We start from the raw sequence: 20000 nt of genomic DNA on the forward strand, positions 1-20000 counted from the left end.
AACGTGAAATTAATATTCAATATTTGATGGTATCCATTTCTTAATGGTTTCCACCGGTATATTTTTTCTAACGGCATAATCAGTCAATTGATCTTCCGTGATCTTTCCCACAGAAAAATAATGACTTTGCGGATGGGCCAATATCAATCCGCTGACCGATGCGGCGGGTATCATTGAAAAGGATTCTGTCAGCTCTATCCCATATTTCCGGGCATTTAACAGATCAAACAATATTTCTTTTTCTGAGTGATCCGGACAGGCAGGGTAACCGTGGGCCGGTCGTATACCGGCATATTTTTCATTAAATAGCTCATCCGGGGAAAATACTTCATTGGGGGCATATCCCCAATATTTATGACGTATCTTAGCATGCATCAGTTCGGTAAAAGCTTCTGCCAGACGATCGGATAAAGTTTTTACCATGATCGCGTTATAATCATCATTGTTCGCTTCGTATTCCTTTACTAATTGGCTGACACCCAAACCGGCCGTTACAGCAAAGGCTCCAATATAATCCTTCAATCCGCTTTCTTTCGGTGCTATAAAATCTGACAGACAAAGATTCGGTTCTCCTTTCCGGAATGTCTGGTTCCTTAAATAATGAAAAATACACTTGATCTCGTCACGTGACTCGTTTGTATATACTTCAATATCGTCTCCGGAAGAATTAGCCGGAAATATGCCGAATACTCCATTGGCTGTAAGCTTTTTTTCAGCGATAATGGTGTCGAGCATCATATTAGCATCATCGTAAAGTTTACGCGCTTCTGTTCCGTTTTCAGGCTGGTCGAATATTTGAGGGAATTTCCCTTTTAACTGCCATGCTACGAAGAAGTAAGTCCAGTTAATATACTTGCGGATTTCTTCCAGCGGATAATCCCGCCATTCTTTAATGCCTTTGAATTGTGGGGAAACAGGAGGAGATGAAGTCCAGTCTATTTTCAACTGGTTTTTCCTTGCCTGCTTGATATTCAGCTTAGTTAACGTCGCAGCTGATTTTTCATAATTGATCTGAAGTTCCCGGTATTCCGTCCTGATATTTTCAACATAAGCAGGATCATTGGATAATAAAGAACTGGCTACAGCTACACTACGGGAGGCATCCCGTACATGTATAACAGGGTTTCTATATACAGGAGCCATCCGGATAGCCGTATGTATTTTGGATGTGGTTGCACCGCCGATCATCAAAGGCTGGGTAAGGCCGTTGCGCTCCATCTCACTGGCCACATGTATCATTTCATCTAGTGATGGTGTGATCAGTCCGCTCAATCCAACAATATCCACTTTATGTTCACGGGCGGCAGATATGATTTTTTCGCAGGGGACCATTACTCCCAGGTCAATGATCTCATAATTGTTACAGGCCAGTACCACGCCTACAATATTTTTTCCGATATCGTGCACATCTCCTTTCACAGTCGCTAATAGTATTTTTCCCGCGGATTCTATATTTCCAGATTCCGCCTTTTCGGCTTCGATGAAAGGTTGCAGATAAGCCACCGCACGTTTCATTACCCGGGCGGTTTTCACAACTTGAGGTAAAAACATTTTCCCAGAACCGAAAAGGTCTCCGACTTCATTCAGCGCATCCATCAAAGGTCCTTCAATAATGGACAGAACAGGAGAGTATGCATGACGTGCTTCCTCCATATCGGTTTCAATGTAGTCGATGATCCCTTTGATCAATGAATGCCTGATCCTCTGATCCAAAGGGAATGTCCGCCATTCGTCGATATGATGTGTGCTGCTACTGTTTGTATTACCTTTAAAAATATCGGCCATTTCCAGCAACCGTTCGGTAGCATCCGGTCTCCGGTTTAAAATCAAATCTTCAAGCGCTATAAGCAGATTCTCGGGAATCTCATCGTATACAGGTAATGTTCCTGCATTTACAATACCCATATCCAGTCCCTTACGAATAGCATGGTATAAAAATACCGAATGCATGGCTTCCCTCAGGTAATTATTTCCGCGAAAAGCAAAAGATAGATTACTGATCCCACCGCTGACCCGAGCATGTGGCAGGTGGGTTTTGATCCAATGAACTGCTTCCAGGAAATCTACTGCAAAATTGTTGTGTTCTTCTATTCCCGTACCAATAGTTAAAATATTAGGATCGAAAATAATATCGCTGGCCGGAAACCCGACCTCTTTTGTGAGAATATGATAGGCACGCGAGCATATTTCGATGCGGCGTTGGTAATCAGTGGCTTGCCCCTGTTCGTCAAAGGCCATAACTATTACTGCGGCACCATAATTGTGTATCAGTTTTGCCTTTTCGCGAAAAGCATCTTCTCCTTCTTTTAAACTGATCGAATTAACCATTGATTTTCCCTGCAGGCATTTTAACCCTGCCTCCAGCACCTCCCATTTCGATGAATCTACCATCACCGGAAGGCGGGCAATATCCGGTTCAGAAGCCAACAGGTTAAGAAATTTAATCATCGATGCTTTTGCATCCAGCATGGCATCGTCCATATTTACATCAATGACCTGGGCTCCTGTTTCAGCCTGGACTCTTGCAATCGCCAATGCTTCTTCAAATTTTTCTTCACGGATTAATCGTGCAAATTTCATGGAACCGGCTACATTGCATCTTTCTCCAATATTCATGAAGTTGGTGGTTTCATCAACCACCAGTGGCTCTAACCCTGATAGCAATAAAGAAGTTGATCTTGAAGGTATGGAACGGGGGGGTACTCCGTCTGCCAGACTTGCGAAAAGTCCGATGTGCATAGGTGTCGTGCCGCAGCATCCTCCGACAATATTGACCAATCGTTGATCGATGAAACCTTTGATGATCGATGCCATTTCCTCCGGAGATTGGTCATAACTCCCGAATTGATTAGGTAATCCGGCATTGGGATGTACACTTACCCTGAATGGAGCCTTACGGGATAACTCTTTAAGGTATGGTTTCATTTGTTCCGCACCAAGGGCACAATTGATCCCGATACTCATCAGGTCGAAATGCATCACGGAATAGAGAAATGCATCGATTGTCTGTCCGGATAAGGTACGGCCGCTGGCATCTGTAATGGTGGCTGATACCATTACCGGAAGTTGCACAGATCGTTCCGAAAACACGCGATCGATGGCAAATAGTGCGGCCTTCACATTCAGCGTGTCAAAAACCGTTTCGCACAAAAGTATATCGGCGCCACCATCCAGTAATCCCTTTGTCTGTTCCGTATAAATGTCGACAAGATCATCAAAAGTAACTGCCCGGTATGCAGGATCATTTACATTAGGTGACATGGATGCCGATTTTCCGAGAGGGCCCAGTGTGCCGGCGACAAAACGGGGCTTATCAGGTGTCGAATATTGTAAGGCTACGGATCTGGCTATGGTAACACTTTCCTTATTCAATTCATAGGCGATATTCCCGAGTTGATAGTCTTCCTGGGATAATCGATTGGAATTAAATGTATTGGCTGTAATGATGTCTGCTCCTGCTTCCAGGTATTGTTTGTGGATATTTTGTATCAGACCGGGCTGGGTCAGGGATAGTAGGTCGTTGTTGCCACGAAGGTCGACAGGATGATCCATGAAACGTTCTCCGCGAAAATCTTTTTCTGTCAGCCCCAATGGTTGGATCATAGTGCCCATAGCACCGTCCAGGATCAAAATCTTCCTGGAAAGAATGGAATCTATAAGATGTTTTTTTGACTTCATTTTACGAATTTAGATGATACCATTCCGATATCTGTTTGAGATTCTACAATAAATATTCCAGGATCCAGATTAACCGTTTCTTCAACCAACAATTCATAAGCATCATTTTCTATGACATATGCCGTATGTTCATAAATTGATTGGCCGGTTACGGAAAGAATGCGAATGTTGACATTTCCATGCCTGGCAGGAGATAACCTTATGGTAAGCTTATTGCTGAATGGATCAGGGAAAATAGACATTTTATATGAAAGCCCGGAAGAGGATGTAGTATTTTCCGGGATCAGTTTTGCAAAATCGGGGATGCCGTATCCATATAAAGAATCAGGATGGTTGTAGCGATCTGCAGATTCTTTCACCATTTGAATGATTTCCATGTTGTTTTTATCGGGGTGTGCCTGCCATAAACAGGCCATGAATCCGGCCAATAAAGGGGTTGAGTACGATGTTCCGTTACCTGAATTGATTTGTCCCATAGATCCCTGATAAGCAGTAGTCTTACCCATAGCGGTAAGATCGGGTTTGATACGTCCGTCAGCAGTCGGACCTATGGAACTGAAAGATGCATATTTTCCCTGCCGGTCTACGGCACCGATAGTAAGTATGCTGTCTGCATCGCCCGGAACAGATACGTATCTCCAGGACCTGTCCCCGTCATTTCCGGCGCTCAGGCAAACAATGATACCTCTGGCAGATGCCATTGTGGCGGCATAGGAAGCCCGCGTTGTACGGCCGTCCAGATCTGTCCATACATGATTCTGTAGAGTGTCGTCGAATATAGAATATCCTAATGAGGTGGAAACCAGATCCACACCAATACTATCAGCAAATTCGACGGCACTTATCCAATTATCTTCCTCTACCAGATATTCGGTTCCGATCTCTTCCGAACGCAATAACAGATAATCCGCATCGGGTGCAGAACCAACCATTCGCCCCGGAAGATCAGCTGCAATTATGGAAAGCACATTGGATCCATGATTGTTTTGTCCGAATATATCCTCGTGGATGGTGAAATTTTTAAGCCGGACAAGGCGATCTTCATGATGCATCCTGTCAAATCCCGAAAGAAGGTCTACATTGTAAAATCCTCCGTCTATTACAGCTATTAACATCCCTTTTCCCCGATATCCACTATTATGAAGCACATGCCCCCCTAGCATTCCTATCTGGGTGGTGGCTTTTCCGTAGTAATCATCAGATGCACCATACAATGTTTGTAGTCCTCCACTTTGAAAAAAAGACGAAAAGATAGATTCCAGGTCAATTTCTGTATTTTCCCGATGATCACCATTCTTTTTTTTCCCGGGGGTGAGCCTGTTTTTCTTTACAAAAGAAATTCCGTCTAATAGTCCAAGGTCTTTCTCATCGCATTTAACAACAATTGAATTAAACCATTTGGACACATTCAGTACTTTCATTCCTAACTTTGAAATGCTATCAATATAGTATTGACTCACAGGTAGATCTTTTTGTGTAAGGTGTATATTTTGTTTTTTACGACGTTCAATTGCACGATCCGAGAGAAAATCGCCGGGACGATCTACCGTATATACGTTGTGGGATTTGTCTGTAAACTCTACGCGATATCTTCCCGGAGCTACCTTTATCTGGGCTGTCAGGTCCACTGTAAATACCAGTGTAATGGTCAATATTATCCGTAGTATATAAAAAATCATCCGATACATAATTCAGGCTCCAAAGTTATAGTATTTATCCCATATGATAATTATTATAATTAATTTTGAAAATGTTTAAGATTATATGACATTTTATTTTATTATTGATTTAAAGAGTTGTTCAAGACTTTGATAATCAAAATAAAAAAATGGGTGTCTGCTATCTGTAAGTAAAGATTTATTTCATATTTATAAACATTTTTCCAAAAAATACGTATTATTTTATATAATTATCAAATGAGATATGAAGCATTTATATTTTTTTGTATCCTTTTTTCTTTTGACACATCTGGCCATAGATATGAAAGCTCAGAATGAAAATACATCTATTACAGAACGGAATTTGTTGAAAAGGGAAAAAGATTCACGGAAAACAAAAGAAAAACCGGAAAGACAACTGTTCGTAAGAAAAACCACTTTGCCTATCGATAAGAGTCGTAAAACAAATGGAAATTGGCAGAATTATGCGACCTCATTTGATGAAAGCAACCATCTGGGCTCCTCTCAGTCATCTCCAATAATTATTGAAACAGCAGGGCATTTAGCTTTTTTGGCAAAACAGGTCAACGCAGGAAATAATTATGCCGGAAAATATATCAGGTTGAATGCCGATATTGATTTGAAAGATTATGAATGGCTGCCCATTGGTATCTTCGGAGATGATTATCAGGACCATTCGAAACGTTTTTGTGGTCATTTCGATGGAAATAATCATAAAATAAGAGGTCTGACTATTCCTAAAGGTGAAAATTACCAGGGTTTTTTTGGAGTCTGTGGAGAGGGCGCGTTCATTGAAAACTTATCTGTTACTGACTGCTATGTAAGGGGAAAGATGATTGTTGGCGGCCTGGTCGGAGAATTGATCAATGGAACGATCAGGAATTGCAGTGTGACAGGAACGGTAGGAGGAACCAAGGAATGTGTTGGCGGACTCATAGGGATCAATAACGGAATAATTATCAAAAGCAGTACTTCTGTTTTGGTATACGGTAATAGTAACGATACCGGTGGTTTAGCCGGAGCAAACGGAGACAGGATGATGGGAACCATTGATCATTGTTATGCTACCGAGAAAGTATCCGGATATTACAATGTAGGCGGCCTGGTTGGTCGTAACAATAACCTGATCGTTAATTCCTATGCCATAGGAAATGTCTCCGGTGAAGAATGGGTTGGCGGTTTGGTCGGATGGACGGATCATGGAAAAATCAATGATTGTCATGCTACCGGAAACGTTACGGGATTTTTTGATATTGGCGGCCTGGTCGGATTTAACGGATACCAGCAAAGTACTGTGGAAATCAATAATTGTTACGCAAGAGGAGAAGTAACAGGATTTGGCCTGAGGAATTATTGTATTGGCGGCCTGGTCGGTTATTCCGGGGGTATCATTAATAATTCTTATGCTTCCGGTGATGTCAGAGGCGAGGAATCTATCGGCGGATTGATCGGAGAACATGGAGGTAAAACTTATGGGAGTCATGCCCGTGGAAAGGTGATTGGTTATTATGATATTGGTGGCCTGATCGGTTTTAACGGTTTTCCGGGAACACCGACATCCGTTGAAAATTGTTATGCAACCGGAGGAGTATCCGGTTACGGAACATTTAGTTACGCTATTGGCGGTTTGGCAGGATATTCCGGGGGACTCATCAAACAATGCTATGCGGAAGGACCTGTCTCGGGTGAAGTCTCTATTGGTGGCCTGGTTGGAGAACATGGCGGAACAATAATGAATAGTTTCGCATATGGAAATGTGGTTGCCAAAGGAGAAGCAGGTGGGCTGATCGGATGGAACTGGGCAAAAGTAGAATCATGCTATTCAGCAGGCAATGTGTCTGCGAACTATGATACCGGAGGATTGATCGGTAGGAATGAAGATTCGGAAACCGTTATCGTCCTCTGTTATTTCGATGCCGAAAGGACCGGCCAATCCAGTGGCATAGGGGCTGATAACAATAACCAATCCGGTAATGTCCGACCCATAAGAAGTGAGGAGTTTACTGATAATTCACTACCGGAAGGATTCAATAATGATATCTGGGAATCCATGGGAAATAATTATTTTCGGCTGAAAACCATCAATGATACAGACAAAAGATAATTCCATTCAGGTGATTTCTGTTTACAGGTCATTTTAATTCTCATTCAAAAAGAATTAACTTTGTCACCCTGTTAAACGATATCAGAATTTATTTTGTCCATACATCACAATATAGGAGATATTGATATTGAACAGTCAGTATTGACAGTTGGTAGTTTTGACGGCGTACACTGTGGTCATCGCGTATTACTTCAACGTGTCATTGATCTTGCAAAAGAGAATGGTTGCCGTTCATTGGTTGTCACTTTTTGGCCACATCCGCGGACAGTACTGGATACAAACGGAACAACATCTCTTTTACTTAATACTCTGGATGAAAAAATAGAATTACTAACCCGGACAGGCATAGATGATGTATTGGTACTTCCTTTTGACATGCATTTAGCACAGATGTCCGCATCCGGCTTTATTGAGGAGATCATTGCCGGAAAACTCAAGGCACGGGTTCTTGTTGTCGGGGAAGATCATCATTTTGGAAAGGGTAGGAGCGGTAATGCTTCCAGCTTATCTGCAATGAAAATGAATGATATGAAGATTGAAGTGGTAAAACTCAAAAAGCTCGATCAGAAAATCAGTTCTTCTTTTATCAGGAAATCATTGCTTTCAGGAGATCTGCCTTTGGCCAATAAAATGTTAGGCTATGATTACCGGATCTCAGGGAAAGTAATTCATGGAAATCAATTAGGACGTACCATAGGATTCCCTACAGCGAATATTGAGGTGCCCGGTTACAAGCTTCTTCCAAAAGATGGGGTCTATCGTGTTGAAGTAAGACCGGATCGATCCCGTTCATTACCATACCTTGGAATGATGTACATTGGGAAACGTCCGGTATTGAAAGAAAAAGATACGTTACGGCATATTGAAGTAAATATCTTTGATTTTAATGAACAGATTTACGGAACGGATATTGTTCTTTCATTGACTCACCGGATAAGGGACGATATAAATTTTAATAATATACATCAGTTGGCACAACAATTGAATCAGGATAAACAAACCATTTTAAATATTTAATAAAGAAAATGACTCAATACAAAGTAGCAGACATCACTTTAGCCGATTTCGGGCGAAAGGAAATCGAAATTGCCGAGAAAGAAATGCCCGGACTGATGGCTATCCGGAAACAATATACATCCCAACAGCCATTGAAAGGAGCCAGAATTACCGGTTCATTACATATGACGATACAAACTGCCGTACTCATTGAAACATTGGTGGCTTTGGGTGCCGAAGTTCGTTGGGCAAGTTGTAATATTTTCTCTACCCAGGATCATGCAGCTGCAGCCATTGCCGCGGCAGGAATACCCGTGTTCGCATGGAAAGGAGAAACCCTGGAGGAATATTGGTGGTGTACCGAACAGGCGCTTACTTTTGACGGAGGCTTAGGTCCTAACCTGATCGTAGACGATGGTGGGGATGCAACCCTTTTGATCCATTGGGGATACAAAGCAGAAAATGATCCGAAAAGTATTGAAAGAACAGCCGGAAATAAAGAAGAAGAAGTGATTCTCAATTTGTTAAAAGAGACATTGGCAAAAGATTCCGGTAAATGGCACCGGGTAGTAAAAGATATGCGCGGCGTATCTGAAGAAACGACTACCGGAGTACATCGCTTGTATCAGATGAAAGAACGTGGAGAATTACTTTTCCCGGCCATTAACGTAAATGATTCTGTGACCAAATCAAAATTCGATAATCTGTATGGATGTCGTGAATCATTGGCTGATGGGATCAAAAGGGCTACGGACGTGATGATTGCCGGAAAAGTCGTGGTCGTATTAGGATACGGTGATGTGGGAAAAGGTTGTGCTAAATCAATGCGCGCTTACGGCGCACGTACCATAGTAACGGAAATTGATCCTATCTGTGCGTTACAGGCGGCTATGGAGGGATTTGAAGTAACCACCATGGAAGAGGCTGTGAAAGAAGGTAATATCTTTGTCACTACTACCGGAAACAAGGATGTGATCACTATTGAGCATATCGCAGCCATGAAAGACCAGGCTATTGTATGTAATATCGGGCATTTTGACAATGAAATACAGGTAGATAAACTGGAAAACTATCCTGGAATAAAGAAAATCAATATCAAGCCCCAGGTGGATAAATATATTTTTCCCGATGAACATGCTATCTTCCTGCTTGCTGAAGGACGACTTGTTAATCTGGGTTGTGCCACAGGTCATCCATCTTTTGTGATGAGTAATTCGTTTAGCAACCAAACACTTGCGCAGCTTGATTTATGGAAAAACCAATATGAAGTTGATGTATACCGGTTATCGAAAAAATTGGATGAAGAAGTAGCCCGGCTCCATCTGGATCAGTTGGGGGTTAAATTAACCAAACTATCCAAAGAACAAGCCGATTATATTGGCGTTTCGACTGAAGGACCCTATAAACCGGAACATTACAGGTATTAAATCTTAAATCCGGAAAAATAGCCTCACTTATGTCATTTGTAATATTTTGATATCCTAAGTGAGGATTAATAGTTGTTACAATTAAAACCTGATAAGAATTCTTAAAAAACGAATTCTTATCAGGTTTTTCATAATTAACAGTTTATTGTAGCACGTGTTACAAGTACGCGATCTTTGGTTGCAAACTATGCTGAACGTGAAATGGTTATATTATTTAATTGTAACACGATCCTTGTTATATTTTGGCAAGGCCGCCTTCTGCCGTCTCCTTATAGAGGCTTGGAAGGTCGTGACCCGTCTGTTTCATTACAGCTACAACACGATCGAAGCTCACGCGATGGATACCATCGGAGAAGGTAGCGTAGATATTTGCATCCAGGGCCCGCGCTGCGGCATATGCGTTGCGTTCGATGCATGGTATCTGGACAAGGCCGCAAACAGGGTCGCAGGTGAGCCCTAAATGATGTTCAAGTCCCATTTCAGCTGCATATTCGATCTGGGCGGGTGTGCCTCCGAAAAGCTGGCATGCTGCCGCTGCAGCCATGGCACATGCTACGCCGACCTCGCCCTGGCAGCCGACTTCGGCGCCTGAGATCGAAGCATTCGTTTTTACGATATTGCCGAAAAGCCCTGCCGTGGCCAATGCACGTAGTATCCTGATGTCGCTGAAATCACGGCTTTTTTTGAGATGGTAAAGTACCGCAGGAATTACTCCTGAAGATCCGCATGTGGGTGCGGTAACGATGATGCCTCCTGCCGCGTTTTCTTCCGAGGTGGCAAGTGCATAGGAATAAACCAGTCCCCTATTGCGCATGGAGTCTGTATAGCCTTTGGCCTTAACATGGTAAGTGGCGGCTTTACGCTTTACGCCAAGGCCTCCGGGAAGTACTCCCTCCTCCTCCAACCCCCGTTCTATCGCTGATTTCATTGCATCCCATACTTCAGAAAGGTAATCCCGGATATCACTGCCTTCATATTTTTCCACATATTCCCAGTAATTGATCCCTTCTTCTTCGCAAAAATTCAGGATCTCGGCTATCGTGCTCAATGGATAAATATCTTCTGCAGTTTCGGTTTTTGTCTTTTCTCCTTCCGACAATTTTCCTCCTCCTACACTGTAAACAGTCCATTCGTCAGTGAGCTTGCCCTCGGCGTCGAAAGCCTTGAAGAGCATTCCATTGGGGTGGAAAGGAAGCCTGATACCCGGTTCCCAGACTATTTCCGTGTTAGCCGCCGGGGAAAGCACGTCCAGTATCGCTTTATCAGTAAGGTGCCCACGGCCTGTGGCCGCCAGCGAACCATAGAGGGTGACCTGAAATTGTGCTGCACCGCAGTTTTTCTCCAGAAAGATCTCCGAAGCTTTTTTTGGCCCCATCGTATGACTGCTGGACGGGCCATTCCCTATTTTGAATATTTGCTTTATGGATTCCATGATCAATATTTTGACTTTTTGTTATCTCTTTCCTCCGGATGCCGGAATACAAATATAGTGAAAGGTGAGAGCAATTGTAGAAAGCTTGCTTTCGAAAGATTGCCGAGCCGCATCCTATATTCTACAAATATAGTGAAATGGCATTACTCATAATTGAAGAAAATGATTTAAAGCAGCTGGTATCCACCCGGTCCAGACCATTTGACACGCATGCTGTATGATTATTTGCACCGATTTTATGAATTAACAATTCAATAACGCCGATAATTGTTTTTGCACATTTGCAGCGTTATCAAAAAGTATGGTTTCAAATCCCAGGTCTTCAGCAGCGTTTATGTTACCAGGGTTGTCATCAATAAAGACAGATTCTCCGGCATTTAGCATATAGCGGTTAAGCAATACTTCATATATCCGTTTGTCCGGTTTGATTAGCTTTTCTTCTCCGGAAACGACAATCCCGTCAAACAATTTGAAAAAATCATACTTCTGGTAGGCTATAGTTATCGTTTCTGTCGACCAGTTTGTCAACCCAAAAACACGATATCCCTGATTTTTTACGTTGCGAAGTATCTCTACGCTTTCAGGTATTTCAGATTTTAGCATATCTTCCCATCTATCCATAAACATTTGGATCGCTTCATGATATTCCGAATGCTGAGATTGCAACAGGCGGATGCCTTCGGCAAAGGAGCGTCCCCTGTCCTGTTCCGCATTCCATTCTTCGGTGTAGACATTCGTAAGGAAATATTCCATTTCTTTTTCGTCCTCAAAGAAAGTACGATATAAATATCTCGGGTTCCAATCCAATAATACTCCACCAAAATCAAACACTATATTTTTTATCTTTTTCATTGTCTACTCTGTTATTTCTACATAATTTCCTTCCGGATCCAAAACAGCACTTTCGTAATATCCATCTCCTGTTGTTCTTGGTTCACTCGCTATAGTATATCCATCTTTGCGTAATCTTTCCGTAAGAATGTCTACAATTTCTTTCCCGCCTACTGAAATTGCGAAATGTGCTAATCCTTTCAGATTTCCCCGACTAACCGGATTTGCTATATCTGGAATATGCATCAATTCGATACGGGTTTTATCTTCTCCAAAAGACAGGAAATAAGATGCAAAATTCCTTTTAGGGTTTACATACTTATCGTTACATCCAATACTAAAATATTTAAGATAGAATTGGCGCATAACTTCAATATCGTCCACCCAGATTGCTAAATGTTCGATTTTCATTTTTTTACTACTTTAAAATTTATATTCTTAACTTTATACAAAAGCAGGTATTAGGAGTGAGGCATGAAATGACGCGCGTCATTTTCGATCAATCCAAATTAACGGATCATTAGCCGATACACATTGGTTTCCCTTTTCTCAAAGCCTACTTTGTGATAAAGTTTATTAGCGGCCACCCGCTCGGGCATCGATGTCAGGTTGATACTCGAAATATCTAATGTTTTAGCAAAATCAATAGCATGGATGAGTAGCTTTTCGCCGACCTGTTGTCCGCGAGCTTCCTTATCTACTATTACATCCTCTATCCATGCCTTCGCCCCTAAGGGCGATTCTGCAACCAGAAGAGTCAATGTGGCAATGATATCAGGATTACGTGCGATAAACAGGTAACTCCCTTTTCTACTTACTATCCTCTCCAGGTTTACGCGACCGGGAATCTTACCATCCGGAGAAAGTTGAAGCATAAGCCGTGATAACGCATCGACTATCTCCGCATTTATTTCTTTTACCTGTTCGATCACCAGCATTATCGGTTAATATTTAATGAAATGTAAGCTATATTATTGATGCAGACGATTTTCAACTTATTATCAGATTACAACTCCAATAATTCCAGAAAACGTCCTATGTGATACCCGTCCATCAAACCATGATGACAGGTGATTGAAACAGGCATCATCAGCCTGTCTTTTTCGCTAAAGAATTTTCCTGTCGAAATTTTAGGAACACTATCGCCTGATCGCATGTTGGAAGGATGCTTCATATCTGTGAAAGAAAACCATGGCACGGCAGAGTAATGTATGGCGTTGGGATGATATACATCGCTTTTGTTCAGCCCTTTGGTCTGTTGCAGACGTTTTATCTCGGCTTTTGCCTTTTGTACGAAAATATATTCATCGGCATCATACCCAAAGGAAGCAAAAGAAAATGTGTGGTCTGCTCTTCCAACAGTACCTTCGGGTATGAGACTATCATAACAAACTACATCATCGCCTTCTATGCGGTAACGGAATTCTTCTACTTTGCTGGCTGCGGTGGTTATGCGATGTACTACGAGTAAAGAAAACGGTAATCCTCTCTTTTTTGCATGTTGATATGTATTGGTACAATCCACATTGACGGTAACACCGAAGAACGGGTCGTCAAAAGCGCTGAAATGTTCAAAGTGCTCTTTACGATTCCATGTGGCTTTATCTATTATTTTTTCAATCTGATTCATTGGGTGTCATTAATTCATAACCCTGCAAAGTTAATATCTAAAAAAGTGATTTGTTTGGTGCACCTTCTTTTTTGTACCCAAAAATCTTTTTAGAGCATTTGATTAGCCAATACAAGCCCGATTACTTCTTTTCTTCCGGCCAGATGTCTGCCAATACGATCATAAGCACTTGCATTTCTTACCCGATCTGTTGAATTATTGTTTATAGGAATATTTGTACCATGTGCTACTATTTCAGGATCAGCTCCAAATGCATTTCATACTTGTGAAAGAAAATGAGATGCATTTCTATTTCCATGTCCGGCATCTGCATAATCTAATCAATACCCATAATAGTCTCTTTCCTGATTGGGTTGCAGTGAAATGTTTTAAAATTGAAATATTATGTCACGTGTTACAACTTAGCAAAGCAGTTTCACCAAAGGTAAACGCGCGCAATCCTGATATTTCGACGTCGTTGCGAATTACGCAGAACAGGAAGTCTCAGGATTTTTTTAACGAAAAATAAGGCCGTTTTTATTTCATCAGCCGCTTCCATTCCGGGTGTTTCCGGATGTAATCAACTACAAACGGACATAAGGGGATCAACCGAAACCCCTGTTGTTCAATATCACAAAGCGTTTTTTCCGTCAGTAGAGAAGCGATTCCTTTTCCCTCAATCGCAGGGGGTACTTCTGTATGTGTCAGGTATACCTCTCCATTGGTTGACCTCATATATTCTATTCTGGGAACATAATCATCAATATGAAATTCATACTGGCGTTCTTCTGTGTTGTTGATTAATTCATAATCCTTTTTCATATGCCTTAAATAATTTCTATGTATGTAAAATTACATAATGTTACACTTGATTATACGGATATATTCGATGTATGTTATATTTTTATGCTTTCATTTTTTATATTCAAAATATAAAACGATCTTTATATCGATAAAACGAACGCTTTTATGAAAAAATGTTTTCATAAAAGCGCCGCTTTTGGAGATTACCATGAACAACGAAATTGAACATATAAGGACTGAAGTAAGGAAATTCTTTAACCAGGATAATAAACTAAATGTAACTCATCTGGACTATTCCGAAAACGGATTGTATTATTACACGAAAGAACTATATAAACAGGACGCTCCGGATAAAAACTGGATTGTTTGTAAAGTGATTATCCGGGATAGGAAAACGGATGAGAAAATCATGGAATATATCACCAATTTTGAAGATAAATACATTTGCGCCTGCTGGATCTCAAAGAACGGGAATGATTATTTGTTTCTTCCTGAAGCTTTAGAAGGGCAATCTGTGGTTGACATTTCCCAAAGGCAACTATATAGCTTCTATTCGCAGGAGGATACTTTCACCTGGAAAAGTATTTACCCGTCTATGGACAGGAATAAAATTGCAGTTGATGGGTTTTTGAACGATGGTACCAATGAACTCCGTGTATATGATATAGCCGATGTGACTCAACTCCCTTACCGCCTTCTATACAAGGAGACCAATTTCATTCATGAGGCTGGCTGCAGTTTTGAACTTTGGGAGAATAACAATACCATTGTTTTTTGTCAAAAAGGGAGAAATCTGACCAGGGTAAAAGTATGAACTTTACAGAAATAAATTACTGATTCTGAAAATATATCTTTTGATTAGCGGTTAACCGAACCAGTTGCGTTTGCGGTTACTCATATTTCCGAGCGTGTCGATGCAGATGTTCACATCATCCACTACCTGGAAATCGAACATTCCTACACAGATAAAGTCAGCACCATTCTCAAAAGCCCATTTAAACCCGTCTCTAGGATGAATAGCTCCTGCAGCCAATACTTTAAACCCGATCACCGGAACTTTTGTACGGTTCACAAATTCCACGGTACGATCCGGGAACGGACAGAAACAGTTATCATGAAACATATTGTGATCCAGGTGAAGCTTCCCGTCTACTTCGAATGGTTGCCTGTTTTCCCGGGGATGTGCAGACCAATAGTTATCATGGTGCATGGTCTTCATGTAAAAATCGGGAATGATGCCGTTCTCTTCACAGGTAATGAATGAATCGATAGTATGTGCCCCCATTCCGGCGAGATATCCTTCTCCCCTGATCCGGTCCATCATTTTTCCAATGACATCCAACCGGCCATCCCTGACCAGCCAGTCGCACCAGTTCCCCTGAAGCTGTATCAGGTCCATTCCGCTATCGATGGCTTTTGTTACATTATCGTAAATATCTTCGTTCTTTTCATCGATTCCCACCTGAACCGTCACTTTGATCTTACTCCCGGTCATCTGCTTGTATTTTTGCATGACAGACATGGTCGGATAACCGATATTAATGGCATTGACACCGGCTTTTTCGCACAGCATCAGGGTCTCGAATATCTTTTTTTCCGTATTATAGGCTTTAAATAGGCTACCGGCATATATTAAATCACGGGCATGTGCCCAGCCTCCAATCAGGTTTCCTCCCATGATCAACCGGCTGATCTCAAAATTTCCTAATTTTCCTTTGGGCAGTTCTCCCTTCAACTCCCCCAATGCCACCTGGTTAATCTGAATAGTGGCTCCGGTAGACGCATCGATCCCATAGACCTTATTGCTCTTATAGGCTCCCCATCCAACCAGACCCAGTAGTGGGAGCGTTGCCAGATCCTTCAATATTTCCCGTCTTGTATTTACGGCCGAATCATCGGTTTTTCCCGTTTTTGGGATATGCTTCTCCCTGGAAGTAATTGCTTTTTTCCCTTTCAGGAAACGGATCAGGTGATCGATACCATATCCTTTTTCTTTGTAAAAGAAAAGGAAAATAAGTACTACAGCTTCCAGGAATATCTTATCGACAATATAGACATTTCCGTCACGGAATCCGAGTAAAGAGACTCCGAACGGAGGATATGCAAAATAATACAAGGTAAGCAGAAATGTCCCGCAAAGGGAGGCCCATTTCGACCAAAAGCCGATAAACAAGGCTAATCCTATGAGGATCAGTCCAGAGATATTGAGAAAATCAACAATCTCCAGCCTCGCCGGGGAAGCTGCCAGCCAGTGGTAGAATCCTGAAAGAAACCCGAATGTACTGTTTAAAAATGATTCCGATGTCCAGTCTGCAAATAATTTTGTCAACCCCTCATAGAGGAAATGCCAGCCCACAGCCATCCTCAGGATTGTAACCAGTATTTTCATACTATTGTTAAGTTAAAGATTGTCTGATATTTTTTCCGTGCTAATATAATTAAAAAAGAGATATCGCCTGTGCAATATCCCTTTTATCAAAAACAACAATATTTTTTCCTGCTATTTAACAAAAACTTTAAATGCCCGGTAACCGTAAATTCCTATTACGATAAAGCAGATAAACGGCAGAAAAAATGATATCCTGACCGCTGGCATGGAAAATATCGTACCCATATCGATAATAGCACCCTGTAGCGGAGGCATGACGGATCCGCCCAATATGGCCATGATTAATCCGGCGGCACCAAACTTGGCATCATCACCCAGTCCGCGTAATGCAATTCCATAAATGGTAGGGAACATCAATGACATGCAGGCAGAGATTCCCACCAGGCAATAAAGGCCTGTCATTCCTTTGATGAAGATAGTACCCAGCGTAAATACTCCTCCCGCAATGGCAAACATCATCAACATCTTACCCGGAGTTAGATATTTCATCAGATAAGTGGAGATAAAACGACTGCAGATAAATATTAACATGGCAACGATATTGTACCCCTGGGCTGTTTTCGCATCCATTCCCAATTCCATGGTGGCATAATGGATGATAAATGTCCAGCACATGATCTGTACACCCACATAAAAGAACTGGGCAATCACCCCTTCATAATACCGTTTGTTTTTGATCAGCCGTTTCAAAGTCTGTCCTACGGTAATCGTATGATCCTGATCCTGTTTCTTCGGCATCTTGGCAAAATAGATGACCAAAAATACCGCAATGATGATCAATGATAACAGGATATACGGGTAGCTGATGGTCGAAAGGTCTGCTGCCGTTACATTGTGTAACTCTTCAGGTGACATCTGTGCACGTTCTGCTGCACTTGCCGCATGTAAATTAGCCAGGATCATTCTCTGCGCTACGAGCATACCCAATATGGAACCTATCGGATTGAACGACTGTGCAAAATTCAGTCGTCTGGTGGAAGTCTCTTCCGTTCCCATCGAAAGAATATACGGATTAGCACTTGTTTCCAGAAAGGACAGACCACAGGTCATAATGAAATAAGCCATCAGGTATGGCCAGAACATCATCATTTTGCTGGCCGGGAAAAACAGCAACGCACCAAGGGCATAAAGACCCAGTCCCATTAAAATCCCCGACTTGTATGAAAACTTTTTGATATAGATGGCAGCAGGGAAGGCCATTACAAAATATCCCCCGTAAAAAGCCATCTGTACCATAGCTCCTTCAAAATTGCTCATCATCAATATATCCGAAAAGGCTTTCACCATCGGATTGGTAATATCATTCGCAAATCCCCAGAGTGCGAAACAGAAGGTGATCAGTATAAACGGAATTACATATGATGTCCCGTCTGCACCGATCAACAGTGATGATTTTTTTGTATTTTTTTCTGTCATATAAATAATTTGTAAAGTTTATCCGTTGATAAAATCATAGAGACTTTTTCCGGTTTTCCGGAAAAAGTCTCTAAATATAATCAATTATTTATATAGTGGGCCATAATTTTTGCAGGCACGATAATCAGCACCTTCGGCATCCATTCCGAACGAATTCCATGCGCTCGGGCGGAAAATGTCTTTGCCGTCCACGTTATGCATGCATACGGGTATACGTAACATAGAGGCCAATGTGATCAGATCGGCACCAATGTGTCCGTAACTGAACGAACCATGATTGGCGCCCCAGTTATTCATAACCGAATATACATCCTTGAATGCTCCTTCACCGGTCAGTCGTGGTGCAAACCAGGTAGTCGGCCAACCCGGATCGGTACGATCGTCGATGGTCTTGTACACATCTTCGGGAAGATCGACACTCCAGCCTTCGGCAAGTTGTAGTACAGGTCCTAAACCCTTTACCAGGTTCAAACGTAACATGGTGACAGGCATTCCCCCTTTGGTCAGGAATTTCGAGGAATAACCGCCTCCACGGAAATATTCCTGGTTGGCAGGCATCCAGGTAGTCGCATCCAGGCATTCTTTTGCTTCTCCTTCGGAAATCTCCCAGGATGGTTTCATGACGGGTTTTCCGTCTCTTTTCTGGCGGCCGCTGCCGTCGAGCGATGCCGAACCGGAATTGATCAGATGGATGATTCCGTTGGCAGCTTGTCCTTCAAGTGTCTTACCGGTGACCCGTTTTACTGCTTCCGGACTCCAGTAAGTACGTACATCAGCGAAAACCTGTGCGGTATTGGTCAATAAATGGCCAAAGAGCATGGCCACACCATTCAGGCAATCATTTTCAGTGGCAACAACAAAAGCCTGGCGGATACCGTTCCAATCAAAAGAAGAATTAAGAATGGCTTCGGCAAAATCACCGTTCGGCATGTGGTCTGTCCATTGACGCTGTCCCTGGAAACCGGAAGCAATGGCATTGTGACCGTTCGATTCTTCTTTAAAGCCCATTTCCAAAAGTTTCGGGTTGCCGGTCATCAGGTCACGGATAATGATGGTCATCTTCACCACATATTCCCATAATGCGTCTTTTTCTGCCCTATTCTTCTGTATCTCGGGTTTGTTACCATCCTTGCCTTCTTTACAGTTGGCCTTGGTCCACTCTAAAGCTTTTTTGTACTCATCCTTATCATAGATACCTTCGTTTACACGGCGGATGATCTCAGACATATCTACGTATTCATTACGCATACCGAGGTATTCCTGGAAGAAGTCGGGATTCACCATGGAACCGGCAATACCCATAGATACCGATCCGATGGAAAGATATGATTTTCCACGCATGGTAGCCACAGCTAAAGCTGCTTTGGCAAAGCGGATCAGTTTTTCTTTAACATCTGCCGGGATACTGCTATCACTCGAATCCTGAACATCGCGACCATAAATGCCGAAGGCAGGCAATCCTTTCTGGGTATGTCCGGCCAGAGCCGCAGCCAGATACACTGCACCGGGACGTTCAGTCCCGTTAAATCCCCAGATAGCCTTGATCGTGTGCGGATTCATATCAATGGTTTCTCCTCCGTAGCACCAGCAAGGTGTAACCGTAATTGTGATCTGTACGCATTCACGTTCAAATTT

15 protein-coding genes are annotated in these 20000 nt (G+C 42.2%); 4 read left to right on the top strand and 11 right to left on the bottom strand.

Annotated elements, in window-relative coordinates; translation table 11 throughout:
- Positions 1–9: 9 nt before the first annotated feature.
- The gene (metH, locus tag LBQ60_13310) at positions 10–3678 is read right to left on the bottom strand and encodes a methionine synthase (protein MDR2038895.1); all 3669 of its coding nucleotides are present in this window, start codon (positions 3676–3678) and stop codon (positions 10–12) included.
- A complete protein-coding gene (locus LBQ60_13315; GenBank protein ID MDR2038896.1) occupies positions 3675–5357 on the bottom strand; it encodes a S8 family peptidase in 1683 nt (560 codons plus the stop codon). Before LBQ60_13315 ends, metH begins: the two co-directional genes overlap by 4 nt.
- 244 nt (positions 5358–5601) lie before the next feature.
- On the opposite strand from LBQ60_13315, the gene LBQ60_13320 reads away from it, so the two are divergent.
- The 3 genes from LBQ60_13320 to ahcY all read left to right on the top strand — a co-directional run bounded on the left by LBQ60_13320 (position 5602) and on the right by ahcY (position 9884).
- Entirely contained in the window at positions 5602–7461 is a 1860-nt protein-coding gene (locus tag LBQ60_13320; GenBank protein ID MDR2038897.1) for a hypothetical protein, read from the top strand.
- Positions 7462–7554: 93 nt separating this feature from the next.
- Positions 7555–8478 (top strand): bifunctional riboflavin kinase/FAD synthetase, encoded by a 924-nt coding sequence (locus LBQ60_13325; protein MDR2038898.1) that lies wholly within the window; start codon positions 7555–7557, stop codon positions 8476–8478.
- Between the two features lie 8 nt (positions 8479–8486).
- Positions 8487–9884 carry an adenosylhomocysteinase gene (ahcY, locus tag LBQ60_13330; GenBank protein ID MDR2038899.1) on the top strand — a complete coding sequence of 466 codons (1398 nt, stop codon included), beginning with the start codon at positions 8487–8489 and terminating at the stop codon, positions 9882–9884.
- Between the two features lie 235 nt (positions 9885–10119).
- Here the strand turns inward: ahcY and LBQ60_13335 are convergent, their stop codons facing one another.
- From LBQ60_13335 to LBQ60_13360, 6 genes are all read right to left on the bottom strand, one after another.
- On the bottom strand, positions 10120–11316 hold the full coding sequence (locus tag LBQ60_13335; protein ID MDR2038900.1) for an L-serine ammonia-lyase: 1197 nt from the start codon (positions 11314–11316) through the stop codon (positions 10120–10122).
- Positions 11317–11559: 243 nt separating this feature from the next.
- Positions 11560–12168, bottom strand: coding sequence for an HAD family phosphatase (locus LBQ60_13340; protein MDR2038901.1), 609 nt, complete (start codon positions 12166–12168; stop codon positions 11560–11562).
- Between the two features lie 3 nt (positions 12169–12171).
- Entirely contained in the window at positions 12172–12558 is a 387-nt protein-coding gene (locus LBQ60_13345) for a VOC family protein (GenBank protein MDR2038902.1), read from the bottom strand.
- 98 nt (positions 12559–12656) lie between these two features.
- Complete coding sequence (locus LBQ60_13350) at positions 12657–13085, bottom strand: GNAT family N-acetyltransferase (protein ID MDR2038903.1); 429 nt, start codon at positions 13083–13085, stop codon at positions 12657–12659.
- 68 nt (positions 13086–13153) lie between these two features.
- Entirely contained in the window at positions 13154–13777 is a 624-nt protein-coding gene (locus tag LBQ60_13355; protein ID MDR2038904.1) for a chloramphenicol acetyltransferase, read from the bottom strand.
- Between the two features lie 516 nt (positions 13778–14293).
- On the bottom strand, positions 14294–14578 hold the full coding sequence (locus LBQ60_13360) for an N-acetyltransferase (GenBank protein ID MDR2038905.1): 285 nt from the start codon (positions 14576–14578) through the stop codon (positions 14294–14296).
- Positions 14579–14768: 190 nt separating this feature from the next.
- On the opposite strand from LBQ60_13360, the gene LBQ60_13365 reads away from it, so the two are divergent.
- Entirely contained in the window at positions 14769–15374 is a 606-nt protein-coding gene (locus LBQ60_13365; protein ID MDR2038906.1) for a hypothetical protein, read from the top strand.
- A gap of 51 nt (positions 15375–15425) precedes the next feature.
- Here LBQ60_13365 and LBQ60_13370 read toward each other — a convergent pair whose 3' ends face one another.
- From LBQ60_13370 to LBQ60_13380, 3 genes are all read right to left on the bottom strand, one after another.
- A complete protein-coding gene (locus LBQ60_13370; GenBank protein ID MDR2038907.1) occupies positions 15426–16949 on the bottom strand; it encodes a DoxX family protein in 1524 nt (507 codons plus the stop codon).
- A 111-nt stretch (positions 16950–17060) separates the two neighbouring features.
- A complete protein-coding gene (fucP, locus tag LBQ60_13375) occupies positions 17061–18365 on the bottom strand; it encodes an L-fucose:H+ symporter permease (protein MDR2038908.1) in 1305 nt (434 codons plus the stop codon).
- A gap of 84 nt (positions 18366–18449) precedes the next feature.
- Positions 18450–20000: L-fucose isomerase (locus tag LBQ60_13380; protein ID MDR2038909.1), on the bottom strand; the 1551-nt coding region annotated here is incomplete at its 5' end.

The sequence above is a fragment of the Bacteroidales bacterium genome (assembly GCA_031275285.1).
GTDB lineage: Bacteria > Bacteroidota > Bacteroidia > Bacteroidales > UBA4181 > JAIRLS01.

Excerpts from the sequence above, each read along its gene's own strand:
- metH (MDR2038895.1), bottom strand. The coding sequence starts at position 3,678 with ATGAAGTCAAAAAAACATCTTATAGATTCCATTCTTTCCAGGAAGATT.
- LBQ60_13315 (MDR2038896.1), bottom strand. The coding sequence starts at position 5,357 with ATGATTTTTTATATACTACGGATAATATTGACCATTACACTGGTATTT.
- LBQ60_13320 (MDR2038897.1), top strand. The coding sequence starts at position 5,602 with ATGAAGCATTTATATTTTTTTGTATCCTTTTTTCTTTTGACACATCTG.
- ahcY (MDR2038899.1), top strand. The coding sequence starts at position 8,487 with ATGACTCAATACAAAGTAGCAGACATCACTTTAGCCGATTTCGGGCGA.
- LBQ60_13335 (MDR2038900.1), bottom strand. The coding sequence starts at position 11,316 with ATGGAATCCATAAAGCAAATATTCAAAATAGGGAATGGCCCGTCCAGC.
- LBQ60_13340 (MDR2038901.1), bottom strand. The coding sequence starts at position 12,168 with ATGAAAAAGATAAAAAATATAGTGTTTGATTTTGGTGGAGTATTATTG.
- LBQ60_13345 (MDR2038902.1), bottom strand. The coding sequence starts at position 12,558 with ATGAAAATCGAACATTTAGCAATCTGGGTGGACGATATTGAAGTTATG.
- LBQ60_13350 (MDR2038903.1), bottom strand. The coding sequence starts at position 13,085 with ATGCTGGTGATCGAACAGGTAAAAGAAATAAATGCGGAGATAGTCGAT.
- LBQ60_13355 (MDR2038904.1), bottom strand. The coding sequence starts at position 13,777 with ATGAATCAGATTGAAAAAATAATAGATAAAGCCACATGGAATCGTAAA.
- LBQ60_13360 (MDR2038905.1), bottom strand. The coding sequence starts at position 14,578 with ATGAAAAAGGATTATGAATTAATCAACAACACAGAAGAACGCCAGTAT.
- LBQ60_13365 (MDR2038906.1), top strand. The coding sequence starts at position 14,769 with ATGAACAACGAAATTGAACATATAAGGACTGAAGTAAGGAAATTCTTT.
- LBQ60_13370 (MDR2038907.1), bottom strand. The coding sequence starts at position 16,949 with ATGAAAATACTGGTTACAATCCTGAGGATGGCTGTGGGCTGGCATTTC.
- fucP (MDR2038908.1), bottom strand. The coding sequence starts at position 18,365 with ATGACAGAAAAAAATACAAAAAAATCATCACTGTTGATCGGTGCAGAC.